The organism is Pedobacter frigidisoli, assembly GCF_032678525.1.
Classification (GTDB): domain Bacteria; phylum Bacteroidota; class Bacteroidia; order Sphingobacteriales; family Sphingobacteriaceae; genus Pedobacter; species Pedobacter frigidisoli_A.
Map to the genome: position 1 here is coordinate 264,644 of NZ_JAVTSE010000001.1, position 13,422 is coordinate 278,065.

Annotated in this window: 10 protein-coding genes; 4 read left to right on the forward strand and 6 right to left on the reverse strand. The window is 38.5% G+C overall.

Annotation, left to right across the window (positions count from 1 at the left end; translation table 11 throughout):
• Positions 1-6: 6 nt before the first annotated feature.
• From R2Q80_RS01095 to R2Q80_RS01120, 6 genes are all read right to left on the reverse strand, one after another.
• The gene (locus R2Q80_RS01095) at positions 7-864 is read right to left on the reverse strand and encodes an ABC transporter permease (RefSeq protein WP_316797822.1); all 858 of its coding nucleotides are present in this window, start codon (positions 862-864) and stop codon (positions 7-9) included.
• Positions 861-1,964, reverse strand: coding sequence for a glycosyltransferase family 4 protein (locus tag R2Q80_RS01100; RefSeq protein WP_316797823.1), 1,104 nt, complete (start codon positions 1,962-1,964; stop codon positions 861-863). The genes R2Q80_RS01095 and R2Q80_RS01100 overlap by 4 nt, the downstream gene beginning before the upstream one ends.
• Before the next feature lie 18 nt (positions 1,965-1,982).
• Positions 1,983-3,797 (reverse strand): asparagine synthase (glutamine-hydrolyzing), encoded by a 1,815-nt coding sequence (gene asnB / locus R2Q80_RS01105; protein WP_316797824.1) that lies wholly within the window; start codon positions 3,795-3,797, stop codon positions 1,983-1,985.
• A gap of 265 nt (positions 3,798-4,062) precedes the next feature.
• The gene (locus tag R2Q80_RS01110; protein ID WP_316797825.1) at positions 4,063-4,566 is read right to left on the reverse strand and encodes a UpxY family transcription antiterminator; all 504 of its coding nucleotides are present in this window, start codon (positions 4,564-4,566) and stop codon (positions 4,063-4,065) included.
• A gap of 499 nt (positions 4,567-5,065) precedes the next feature.
• On the reverse strand, positions 5,066-7,465 hold the full coding sequence (locus tag R2Q80_RS01115) for a polysaccharide biosynthesis tyrosine autokinase (protein ID WP_316797826.1): 2,400 nt from the start codon (positions 7,463-7,465) through the stop codon (positions 5,066-5,068).
• A complete protein-coding gene (locus R2Q80_RS01120) occupies positions 7,465-8,283 on the reverse strand; it encodes a polysaccharide biosynthesis/export family protein (protein WP_316797827.1) in 819 nt (272 codons plus the stop codon). The genes R2Q80_RS01115 and R2Q80_RS01120 overlap by 1 nt, the downstream gene beginning before the upstream one ends.
• 2,078 nt (positions 8,284-10,361) lie before the next feature.
• Between R2Q80_RS01120 and R2Q80_RS01125 the strand changes: the two genes are divergently transcribed.
• From R2Q80_RS01125 to R2Q80_RS01140, 4 genes are all read left to right on the forward strand, one after another.
• Positions 10,362-10,859: a hypothetical protein gene (locus R2Q80_RS01125; protein ID WP_316797828.1), complete on the forward strand. Its 498-nt coding sequence runs from the start codon at positions 10,362-10,364 to the stop codon at positions 10,857-10,859.
• Positions 10,860-10,995: 136 nt separating this feature from the next.
• On the forward strand, positions 10,996-11,427 hold the full coding sequence (locus R2Q80_RS01130) for a hypothetical protein (protein ID WP_316797829.1): 432 nt from the start codon (positions 10,996-10,998) through the stop codon (positions 11,425-11,427).
• Between the two features lie 576 nt (positions 11,428-12,003).
• On the forward strand, positions 12,004-12,408 hold the full coding sequence (locus tag R2Q80_RS01135) for a hypothetical protein (protein ID WP_316797830.1): 405 nt from the start codon (positions 12,004-12,006) through the stop codon (positions 12,406-12,408).
• Positions 12,405-13,145 carry a glycosyltransferase family 2 protein gene (locus R2Q80_RS01140; RefSeq protein WP_316797831.1) on the forward strand — a complete coding sequence of 247 codons (741 nt, stop codon included), beginning with the start codon at positions 12,405-12,407 and terminating at the stop codon, positions 13,143-13,145. The genes R2Q80_RS01135 and R2Q80_RS01140 overlap by 4 nt, the downstream gene beginning before the upstream one ends.
• Positions 13,146-13,422 lie beyond the last annotated feature (277 nt).

Consider the following 13,422-nt stretch of genomic DNA (forward strand, 5'->3'; position numbering starts at 1 on the left):
ATATACTTAAACCGTATCAACAAAATTTCGCTCCACTTTATTAAATGTGACGATTCCCAAAATAAGCACCAAGAGAGTAATTCCACTGGCATAACCAAAACTGCCCCAGCTAAAACTTCCTTCACCTAAAAAGCCATAGCGAAAGGTTTCAATAATAGGGGTCATGGGATTATATTTAATAATCCAGGCATATTCGGGGTATTTTTCAAGTGCAGTTGATAGTGGATAGATGACCGTAGTGGCATACATTAAAAGCTGTACACCAAAGGTTACTAAAAAAGCCAAGTCACGGTATTTTGTGGTCATGGCCGAAATGATCATACCTCCACCTAAACCTAAAAGTGCCATTAAAATGATGAGTATAGGAAACAGGAATAGAGCCCAACTGATAGAGAATTGCGCTCCTGCTAGGTGGTAATAGATCATCAATAGGATAAAAAGTAATAGTTGTACGGCAAAACGTACCAGATTACTCACCACAATACTTAGGGGCATAATTAAACGCGGAAAATAAACTTTGCCAAATATGCCTGCATTATCCCTGAATACTGTTGATGTTTTGGTTAGGCAATCAGAAAAATAGTTCCATGCGGTGATGCCTGCCATGTAAAAAAGTGGTTTAGGCAAACCATCGGTAGAAATGCCAGCCAGATTACCGAATATGAAAGTAAATATAATAGTGGTAAACAAAGGCTGTATGAAAAACCACAATGGACCTAAAATAGTCTGCTTGTAGAATGAAACAAAGTCCCTTCTCACCAATAGCCACAGCAAATCGCGATAAGCCCAGACTTCATTAAGTTTAAGATCAAACAGAGAATTTTCTGCTTCAATGGTCCAGGAATGTTCGTGTTCGTTTGTCAATGGATTAGAAGTTGTTGTAGTTTTTGTGTGTATTTGGAGAAAGCAAAGCCTTCCAGCGTTTTACTTTGTTGTTCTGATGGTCTAAAGGGAGATCTTAATGCCTCAATAATGGAGGCTTGTAATTGGCTTAAGCTATTGGGATCAATCAATGTACCTAATTCTCCGTTCATCAAGGCATCTGTGCTTCCATCCAGATTTCCTGCAATCACCTTGCAGCCACATGCTGAAGCTTCAATGAAACTAATTCCAAAACCTTCTGCACTACTGGGCATCACAAAAATATCTGCCAGAAGGAAGTGTTGTGTAATTTCTTCATCTGCAACAAAGCCAGTAAGGCTTACCCGATTTTGTAACTGATATTGTTCAATCAATTTGCTAACGCGTTCGAGCTCATCTTCATCTGCTTTACCCGCCAGGATATAGTGAATGTCTTCAGGCAAGCCCTTCATAGCTGCTAAGACCTGATCGTAACCCTTATACTGCTCTTTAGAAGACAGTCTCGTTAACGTTAAAAGTATTCTGTTATCCCTTGTTAAACCATATCGCTCCAGCAGTTCGATTGACTTACTAAAATCTTTTGGAACTTCAAAAAAGGGATCGAGGCAATTATTTATTACAGTAACCTTGTTAGCAGGAATGCCATGCTCTTGCTGTATCCTACCGGCAGTATAGCGACTCACCGCCCAGATTTCAACTTTGTTTTTTAAGAATGTCTTTTTCCAGTTATTCAACGATTTCCAAACTTCGATGCCGTGAGCAAAAAGAATAAGCCTTGCTTTTGGCTTGATTTTTTTGATTAACCAGCCAAAAATGAGCAGGTTAATATGGCTCAAAATAATAGTATTGGATTGTATACTTTGTTTAAAGAATGCTAATCCAAAGCCAAATCGATTGCCATTAAATCCTTTAAAGTCTTCGGCAGATGTATATCGTTTATCACTTTTGTTATCATACAGGCTTAAACATTTATAATCACTGATAACGCCATTTCCATTAAATTCCGACAACGCTTTCATAACCGCCCTGCAAACTTTTTCAATGCCACCGGTCAGTCCGAAAGTGTATAACGATAAAAACAAAATCCGTTGTTCTTTATGCATTGTCAAATTTCAAATCTCTTAAGCCTTCCACTTCAAATCCTCCATCACGAATAGCGCGATGGCTTTCGACCAATGAAGGTCTCCATTCATAAAATTGGCTTTTAGCTTCGCCCTCTTCAAATTATCGTCATGCATTCCCTTTAAAAAGAACTCATTTGTTCTAAGCCAGCTTTGAAAAGGAAACGTAAATCCCATTTTCTTTCGGTTCCATATCGCTTCAGGAAGAATATTCCTGAAGGCATCAACCAGAAAACCCTTTGGTTTTTGCAGCTGGTATCTGGTTTTAGATGACGTATAGTTAAGTAGCTGAATCAAATCCTGATCCAGGAATGGAACGCGTACTTCTATACCATGTTGCATACTCATCGCGTCGGTATCTTTCAATAACTGGTTTTGCATGTATAAATTTGACTCCAGCCATCCGGCTTCCTCAACAGGACTGAGATGAGCTGGTAATTCAGATGTAGTCAATGCGATGAGCACTTCATCAATTTTATCAACCGAAAGATTCAATACTTCAGCAATTTCATCAGGGGTATAGATACCACGTAGAAAAAGATATTTACCTGTTGTGTTTTTATAACTCAGGTAATAGCAACGTTTAAAAGCAGGTTTGTCAAAAGAAATCCCCTTTCTGAGCAAAAACCCTGGAAGCTTCGAAAGGCGCCTAACCAGTTTCATTCGTTTAAAAGATGGATAGCCACCAAATAATTCATCTCCGCCAATCCCTGATAAAACTGCTTTTAAGCCTTTCGCTTTGGCGAAATAATTCACAAACCAGGAGTTGATGCCGTCCGTAGTAGGTTGATCCATTCCGTTCAAAGCTTCAGGTAAATGTTGATCAAAAACAGCTTGATCAATCAGATATTCCGAATGATTACTGTGCGTCAGATCGGCGATTAATTTTTGATAAGGCTGCTCCGAAAATTCTTGTTCGGGGAAATTGATAGAAAGTGTTTTCAGGTTTTGCCGGTCAGAAATCTCATTTATGCTTTGATCAGCCAATAAAGTTATTAAGCTTGAATCAATACCTCCACTTAGAAATACACCAATTGGTGCATCAGAAATGAGGTGTCGTTTGACGGCAAGTTTGAGTTTGTCGCGAAGGGATTGTTTTGCAATGTTATAGTCCTTGCCATAAGGTTTTTGATCCTGTCTTTGATATTGCTGTATTTCCGCCCTATGCGATTCATGATCCCATGAAAGATAAGAACCTTTTTGCAGCATTTTAACGTCAGTTAAAGTTGTGTAGGGCTCCGGGATATGTCCAAATGCCAGAAAGTAAACTTTCCACTCCGGTAGTTCATTTAGTGCCAGGCTAGTCCCTTTAAATGCCTTAACTTCTGAAGCAAACACCAGCTTGCCTGATTCGTCGTAATAGTATAGTGGTTTAATTCCCGAAGAATCGCGTACCAAATAGGTTTTGTTTTCCAGTTGATCATACAGCCCGAAGGCAAACATGCCTTTCAGCAGGTTAAATGAGGCAACTCCCCAATGTTGATAAGCCGCGAGGATAACTTCTGTATCACTATGGGATTTGAAATCGAATCCCGCCTCCATCAGTTCTCTTTTAAGTTCAGGGAAATTGTAAATCTCTCCGTTAAAAGTGATCGTCAGATGGTCGCTATTGTACGACATGGGTTGATGGCCGGTAGGAGAGAGGTCGATCAATGCCAGGCGCCTGTGTCCAAACGCCAGGCCATTTGCTTCATCGCTATAAAAGCCTTCACCATCGGGACCGCCATGCGCCATGATATCACACATTGCTTTCACCTCTTTTCGAAGCTGAGCTGTATTACCAAGACGATCAATAATTCCTGCTATCCTGCACATAGTGTCGATCTTATCTCAATCATAATATTCTTCACCACCTCAGACACCTTATGTTCCTGTCGTATTTTCAATCCCAATCACACAATAAACCTTTTTCATTATGGGCCATGCGCAGCTTCGCCCTCTCAGTCACATTCTTTTTTAAAAAAATAACTGGCAACTAATAATGTAAATCTCCTTCACATATCCCTATGAACAAAGTTCAGTATTTTTTATTTATGCTCCAATCAACCCCTCTCAAATCTCAAAATTCCTATCTCACCTCTCAAAGCGGTTCTACAAAACTCATTGATGTATTAATCTCAATCGCATAGCCCATATTCTGTAAACGTAAAATGATACGTTGTTTATTATGTAACGACACCATTTCGGCAATCATATCCTTAAACGGACCTGCTTTAATTAATACCCTTTGCCCCGGGCGGATATCATAGTCGAAAACCTCCAGATCTGCATCTGTAGCGAGAAGCAGTTTCAGGTTGTTGATTTGTTGCTCTGGGATGCTGGCGATGTTTCCGGAGAAATAAAGGAATCTTGCAATACCATTGGTCATCAAAACCTCCGCATGTTCCCTGCCGGAAATATACACAAATAGATAAGATTTGATCAATGGTTCTTCTACAATCTTCTTCCGATCGCTCCATTGTTTCGCTGTTTTTTTTAATGGGAGATAAGCGGTAATACCTTTCCTCAACAACTCGTCATATGCTTTCTTCTCCGCTCTTGAACGGGTGTAAACCGGATACCATTTGTAATGTTGATCAATCATATTCAATTCAGGACCTTTGCGAAAATAACTTACTACTGAGCATTTCTTCAGTCATTGAAAAGACTGGATGAAACTAAATTCGTAAACTTACTCGAAAAAGAAAAAAGATGCTGTTTTTAGAGGATTTAGAATGAGATATTTGGGCCTAACCCTCAAATAGCAGAAATACATACGGGAAACAATCATGATGTCGACTAAGCTTTATAATTAAATCTGTTTGGATTCGCAGGAACGAAATCAAAAGTAATCAATTAATAATAGAGTACAGTTGGCTATATTTTATTAATCTTGCTTTTTATCAAAAAGCGTTTGTTATTTAGTGTATACCAGACTCACAGATAGTATGGTTCCGCAGCTGTTATTATTCACCCATTCAATACTGTTTTTTAACCCATTATTAACCCTAGGGGTTATAAATGGGTTAATGATAGGTTACCAATGGGTACAGAATAGGTTAGCGAAGGGTTAATATGGTACGACCAAAGGGTTAACAAGCTTCCTATTTCTTTTTCCAAAACATCCACCATTTCCTGTTTTCATCATCATAGTATCCGGAACCGGCATATCCTGAATAATCAGAATAGTAATAAGTACTGTTTCCGCCACCACGTGAATAATCGGTGGTATAATAGTTCGAGTAAAGGGCATCATCGCCAAAGGCATTCAGGATGATAGCAAGATTACTTAGGCCATACTCTCTCGATAATCTTTCAGGAATAGCTGCGGCCCTTTGTTGTGATACCCCTGATCGGATCACAAAAAGATTCACGTCTGACTGGCGGATTAAAGGTATCGCATCTGATACCAAACCAACTGGTGCGGTATCCACTAATACATAATCATAATCTTTTTCCAGTTTTTTCAAAAGTTCCTGCATCGCTGCAGTATGCAACAGTTCAGAAGGATTGGGAGGAACGGGACCCGAAGGAATAAAGTCAATATGATGTATGTCATCATGAACTAAAACATCCTCAACCTGATGTTGACCTGAAAGGACTGAGCTTAATCCTTTTTTATTGTCTACATCGAAAACCTTATGTAGCCTTGATCTGCGTAAATCGGCTGCAATTAAAATTACTTTTTTTTCAATTAGGGCTAAAGTCCCTGCAAGGTTAATTGTTACAAAAGATTTTCCCTCTCCGGATATTTCAGATGTGATGCAAATGATCTTGCTTTGCTTGTGACTGGCCAAGAAGCTTAAGTTTGTACGAACGGAACGTACTGACTCAGCAAATACCGACTTAGGTTTAGCAATAGACAAAGCCTGACGGTTGTCCTGGTCTATAAAGTCTGGGAATTTTCGGATAACACCAATGATTGGTGTGTGTGTTAATCCTTCCACAGTTTCCTTATCGTAGATATACGGATTTAAGAAACGTACTAATAAAATTAACCCCATTCCTGCTCCCATTCCAAACAAAATGGCAAACGTGTAAACCTTATTTGATTCAGCGGCGATGGAATAATAATTGGGATAGGCCAAATTAACTATTGCTGCACCAGCTACAGTAGCCGCAGCATTCATCTCTGCTTCCAGTTTTTTTTCAGATAGATAGGACCGGACTTTGTTATTCACCTCAAAATTAGTACTGAGTTTTACAAAGTTTTGTTCTTTTTGCGGAATGGTGCTGATGCTTTGGTTTACGCCTGAAATTTGCTGGTCTATAAATCTTATTGTTTGCTCATTATTCTCCCGCATCGACCTAATGCTGTTTCTGATACTCGATTTGATACTAACGATCTGTTGTTCTACTTGTCTTACCGGTTGCGAGTCTGCAGTAAATTGATTTAATTTAATTTCACGATTTATAAGAAGGGTATTTAATTGACTTACCAGTGAACCTATGCCGCTGTTAAGTTCTCCTTCTACATCTAGTCCAATCTCTATTTTCGAGCGATTATTGTTTACCTGCTCTTCTAGCTGCTTGATGCCTAATTGTTTGATCTTAAGTTCCTCTTTTTGCTTTTCGTATTCAGAAAGTTTACCAACCGTCGTGGTGGCTGCTGATCCAATGTCAATAATTTTATTTTGGGTTTTGTAATTGGCTAAACTGCTTCCTGATTTGCCAGCTTCTGCATTAATAAATCCTAGTTGGCTATTAATAAATTCGACAGTTTGTTTTGCAGAACGTTGTTTCTGAATTAAATCGTAGCGCACATATTCTTTCATGATCGCGTTAAGCATATCAGCTGCAAACACAGGGTTGCCATCTGTTAAGCTCAGACTCATTACATTCGTAAACCGTGCCGCCTCAGCTACATATAACCCCATTGCTCTTCCTACAAAATCTTCCTTTGTATTGAATTTAAAGCTATAATCACCATCGGGGATCTCTGATCTTACACGAAATTGCATATTCCCGAGACTTAATACCTCCCCATAACGATGCGTAATTAATTTTGCTTTTTCATTATTCGGATCTCCAATTTTGAAGGTTTTTTTGTCTATAGCTTCTACCTTGTAAACTCCCCTGCTGAAATTAACTGAGTCCTGTTTCAAAATTTCAATCTGAAACGGAATAGTAGGATATAACTCTGTTGTTCTGATTCTACCCGTTAAATAATATGAAATTTTATAATTCAGATTCGCAATGGCATTTAGAACTACATCGTTACTTTTGATTACAAAACTTTCGGCCTGAATTTTATCAGTATAATTATAAACCTGAGTTGGCATCTGATTATTAGTGCTTACACCTGGATTGCTGTCCTGAAGTTTTAGAGATGCCGAAGTTTGATAAACAGGAACAGTATAAAGCACTTTAACTTTTGCTATTCCCAGTGCAATGGCGACGCAACCTACAATCCAATACCACCTGCTCCAGAAAACACGGAATATTTTATAAAAGTCAATTTGCTGACTAACGGCCTTCGCTTCTAAATTTTGTTCCTTTTCCATTAGCGAGTCAATGCAAAAATTAAGGTGGCTACATTTACAAAAACGAGTAACGGTTGAACAATATTATTGAAGCTTTGTAAACGATCACTCAAGGCTTGTCCCTTGGTTTGCTGAAGTACAATAATGTCATGATTTTGCAGAATCAGTTTTTTACTTGCCAGGCTATTGATATCGTTGAGGTTGACGTATATAATCTCCGGGTTACTTCTGTCGCCTCTAATAATTTTCAGACTTTTAGGATCTGCTATTTTACTAATTCCCCCAGCTTCCCCGATAATTTCTATCAAGTCGGTATTTTCTTTCTCAAGCAAAAAATTACCTTGTTTGCCAAATTCACCCAGCAAAGTTACTTTTAAGTTTACTACTGTAAGTTCGATAATTGGGTCTTTCAATAATTTTGTTTTATAAATTTCTTGAATTTTAATCGCAGCCTCTCTTCTGGTTAAACCTTGAACCTGCACCTTTCCTATTGCCGGGAGATTCACCATTCCATCAGGTTCAACTGGGTAAGAGAGGACATTTTGTGACGAACCGCCTTGGCTATTGGAACTTATCGCAACGCCTGTGGCAGATGTTCCGCCAACTGCACCGAATTCAGGGTTTTGAACATTTCGAACCGCCAGTTGATCATTTACCTTGATTTTATAGTAGATATCACTTAGCCCTTGGTCATTCACCACATACACCTGTTTGATCGTATCCGTGACGATATCGCTGGGTGCGTTAAATAAGGCATGTTGCTTACGTGCTGCACAGCTAAATAACAACGTAACTGTAAATAATAAAACGAAGTATAACGGGAATTTTGTTCGAATCATATTGAAAAGGAAATTAAGAAGTCAGATCACATCTTTCGCAAAAATACTGTTTAAATGTGCTTAAAAAAAATCGAACTAAAAATATCAATATGAGGAAGGTATGGTTAAGTGAATATCTAATTTTATAATTCTTAAAAGGGGTAGTTTATTTCTTTCCACAAGAGGTTATTATTACTAGCTTAGTTTCACTCGTTATCCTAATAAAGTAGGTGGTAATACTTGTCAGATTTTCTAGCAATAGGAAATTCTGGGAGTATTCATCTTTTAAATTAGGATAATGACTAAATTCGGTTACTTATGTGTATGTTTAATGTTCTTTTGGCCAGGACAAACTTTTGCTCAAATGGGTATTGGCTGTTTAATTGGTGCTACTGCAACAGGAACACTATACCCTGATTATGAAGGTAATTTTTTTTGGACGTGTCTATTTTAGTTCAAATGCTCTGCCTGTTAACGCACCAAATTGTCCAAGATTTCGAGTATTTGGAGGAGCTGGAGCACCGTGTAGGATAGGTGCTGTCGCTACGCTTTTCGGTAATGAATATTCGTATGAAAAGTTAACATCACTGATAGGCTGTCCGATTGATAAAAAAGTTATATTTCTTGTTTTAATCTCTTGCATTGTGGGACATAACGTCATTAAAGGAGCAAACTTCAAAGCACTTTTGACTTAAACCATTTAGAAATTAGTTCCGAAAATACCGTAAAAAATAGTATTTGAGAATTATCAAATATAAAACTGAATCTGCAAAAGACTAGTATGATTATATTCTAGTTTTACTTATAACAATATCCGGTTCAGGTTTTTTTTGCCATAAAGCAATCAATAGGTTTCTAGTTGGAAAGACAAAGTTGGCCCTATGAAACTATTAAAGAAAAGTCGTTCATTACTCATTTATAGGTACATAATCAGCTATTTATGTATTATTAAATAGATTTATTTGTCTTTTATAACTCTGATTCATAGTTTTGCATAGTCGTCATCCCATGATTTCTATGAATAAATTCCTCCTACTTTTTTCGGTCGTTTTTGCAGTAATATCGAATCTTTCTGCCCAGCCAACTGCTACTGGCTGCTATACTACATGGGACAATGCTACCCATACCTATGGGCCATATGGAACCAATAACGTGTATGCAAATAATACAGGTCGTGTTGGTCTGCAAGCAGGCTATTGCAATTGGACACCAACCACCGCAACAAGTAATTGCAGGGTTTGTCCAGGCTGGTTGATCACTTCTGGCGCGAACGTGGGGCGATGCCAGGTATCTGAAGGTGACAACACTCCTCTAGCCACTCAGCCTGGTTCGTCTGGTACCTTTAGAATGGTTTTATGTCCTCTAGATGATGGCGTTACCTATGGCTACGTATTGATGTCTCTAATAGGGGTATGTTTAATTAGATATAAATTGTTAACTGAAAGTTAGTATGTGTCGTATGAAATGATAAAACATAATTTCAAGGCATTTTGTGGTCATATCGCTATACATTTAAAACTGAATCAAACCCCGATGTGCTTGACCACCAATCGTTCTATGAAAATGGATTTTACGTATTTACCATTTATATACAATCACAAACATTCCTAATAACTCTGCTCTATTATCGAGCGGGAGATAATGAATTCAATGTTTTATCTAATCTTTCCATGGTTACCTATTGTTGATAGATATCTCTTTTTCTTATTCTGGAACGGGATACGGTTGTTAATCATTAATATACTTTCTTTCAGCTCTGTTCAGCTAATTCGCAAGCAATTTTAAATGCTAACCCGATTTTAAGTTATTTTAAAAAAAAAATGATGTGATATTTATCAACTTATTAGCATCATATTAAAATACGAAAAAAAGCTTTATGTTCTCATTAAATACTTAAAATCCTTCGTTTACAGATTTTAAAAGCCATTTTTTGATAGAATATTACTAAAGTTTATTCCTATTTTTTTAAAGTCATTTTGTCTGCGATTTGTAATTTAAGTTACTTGGCAACCGTCCTCACTCGAATACGTCTTAAAAGATTTCGATTTTTGCATTTCTGTAGTAGTAATACTACTGTTTTTTATTAGTCGTGTCAATTAATGAAGTCTATCTTTCTATTAGTAGCGATGCTTACTTCGGTATGTTCAATTGCTCAAACATCTGGTACAGGATGTCGTATCGGTAATAACATTTATACCGAATATCTTGGTATAGCATATCCTTACGGTCCCGACACACCGATTAGATACTATAAAAGTCCTGGGAACAATGTTGCAATAAACTATAACAATTATGATGGATCTAATCCACCGAGCTATTATGGTTATAAATGTGGCCAAATTAATTATTTCGATGCAAGCAGCACAGGTCCGGCACAACGTGAATTCACAGATACAAATACATCATGTATAATATCATCTACCTTAGGAGGATCCATAAGCGGAAATGGGGTATTGGCGAACTATTCATATAATAAGTCAGCATACTGTACGACAGCAACAATGCCGCTTCCAATAGATGACATTTTGATTCCCATTTCTTTTCTATTCGCTGGTTTGAGTGTAGTTATCATTCGTAACAAAGATCTTGCAGCATAAGGGGATGACTTGAAAACGTTTAGCACTTAAGCCTCCTGGTATTGTTTTATAACCCTTCAAATACTGAACAAAACGAACGCAGTATCTAAAGTAGTATTGATGTAATTTTACATATACATCATTGCGCTTTAGGTTTATGAGTTTGAGAAGCTTTTGGATTTTCGTTGTCATGATTTTGACCGCTTCAGCAGTAGAAGCAGCTGAAGGATGCAGGGTAGGAAGTACAATTTATCCAACCTTCGCTGGCTATAATACGATTGATATAGATTTGTTTACCCTTCGCGTAACCCTCGGAAATAAAACCTTCTACACAAGTAATCCAATATCTACATCGCCAAATACATGCCCAGGATGGGCTCAAGTAACCGCAACAAATGGTGTCTGCCTTTATGGAAATCCCACAATTGGAGCGGTAATTGAAGGTTTTCAGCTTGCTGTGTGTTTGAACTGTCCAGCGGGTACGCTGGTTCAATATGATTATTTATACTGTGATCTTGATGATTACTCCTGGCTTTTCGGTGCCTCTGCTGCTATGGTTGGTTTGGTGATGATCAGACGTAAAAATTAAATAAAAAACAAATTGTAGAACTAATTTAATGTTAAGAGATAATATCTGATTTTATATCTATTTCGCATCCTCGAATGCCATAGTTAAGACAGTAGTCAGGCTTATGTTTCCTTGTACCCTCGCACTTAACAGAAAGGAACCAGCTAGGAACAAGGTAGGAACCAGAAAGGAACATGCTAGGATAAAACTCCTAGAAAAGTCTCTTCATTACCCCTTTAAAGCCTTTTTTGACCACTTTTATCCTAGCCACTCGCTGCAAACGAGGTTTTGTTATCTTTGCTTATTTACAATGAAGCAATTCCGCCGACGCTAATCTTCAGGCTGAGGTTAGTAGTAGGTTGGTAGTATCACGGCGGATAACTTCCCTGCGCTTTGCTTGCACTTTCCTTGCACATTCCTTGCACATTGTTTGGGTAAAACCGAAGAAAACGCAGTCAATACCCATTTAAACCCGCTTTTTCATACTAAAATCCCCTTAAACCTGGCAAGGAGGCGGTTTTCCGAAGATGCCTTCTAACACTCTTGCAATTTTGAGCAAAAAAAAATATCTTCACTTCATGATTAATTCTTTAGCTTATGAAAAAGTTAAACTTAATCATCCCGCTCTTATTCATCCCACTATATGCCTTACCTGATACGCCCGTCTATGGCTGCAGATTAGGCTTACGCATCTGGACGACACCTGATTTTAAATATCATGCTGGTGTGCCTTACTTTCTGAACGACTTCGACCATGATGGAAATGCCGATGGCTATACCAATAACACAGGAAGGTGCAGTGCCGGTAGTTATGGAACCTGTACGATTATCAACGAACTTGACGGGACAGTTTATAGAACGCAATCCGCTGGAGATATAGGAGAATTATCCTATTTCAGTGTAGACAACTGTTCTCTGGATGATAATATCCCACTATTAGCTATATTTACCCTCGCTGCGGTTTTTACTGCGAAACGCAAACAGCTGCACCTGATAACATGAAAATATCCCTCATCACAGTTGTATACAACGGAGAAGCCTATCTCGAAGACTGCTTTCAATCGGTCTTTGCGCAAACGCATCCTGATGTCGAATATATCGTGATCGATGGCGGATCAACCGATGGAACACTAAAGATTATAGACCAGCATAAAAACCAGATCAGTTATTTTGTTTCTGAAAGCGACCGTGGATTGTACGATGCGATTAATAAAGGCATTGCAAAAGCAACTGGCGATATAGTAGGAATACTGAATGCCGACGATACCCTGGCCAGTCCGGAGATTTTGAAGGCAGTAGCAGAGACTTTTACCTCCGAAGACACAGACGTGCTCTATGGCGATCTTCATTATGTGCATCCTTCATCAGGAAAGATTATCCGTAAATGGAAATCGAAACAAGCCACCAGAAATGATATGGAGAAAGGCTGGATGCCCGCACACCCCACACTGTACCTGAAAAGAACATTGTTCGAAAACCATGGAAACTACGCGCTGGATTTAGGCACCGCTGCCGATTATGAATTAATCTTAAGGTTTCTATACAAGAACAACCTTAAAGCACGTTACTTGCCACAGCTGATGGTGAACATGCGTACAGGCGGTGTAAGTAACGGATCCATTAAAAGTCTATTTAATGCTTTGCTAGATGATTACAAAGCCATGAAACGCAATGGCATCCCGAACCCGGTGTTGGCACTGATCATGAAAAAGCTGAGTAAACTGAAACAGTTTAGGTAATCTTTAAGATCGTATAGTTTTAAAATCGGATGGTTTAAGGTCGTATAGTTTAAGATCGTATTGCTTACGCGATCGCTATCTCCGCCCTGCTATCCGGCATAGCAGATTTTCGCAGGAAAAACCACGAAGCGCTTTGCAATTCCATTCAAATTTCTACTGTCCAAGGCAGGGTTAAGCACTGAGATGGGGAGGTAAAGGGGGGAGAGCCTGAAGCCTGCCGCCTTCAGCGATTCGTCGGTTTTTACAAGAAAGGATGCAAGCCTTGATTTTTTTGTTA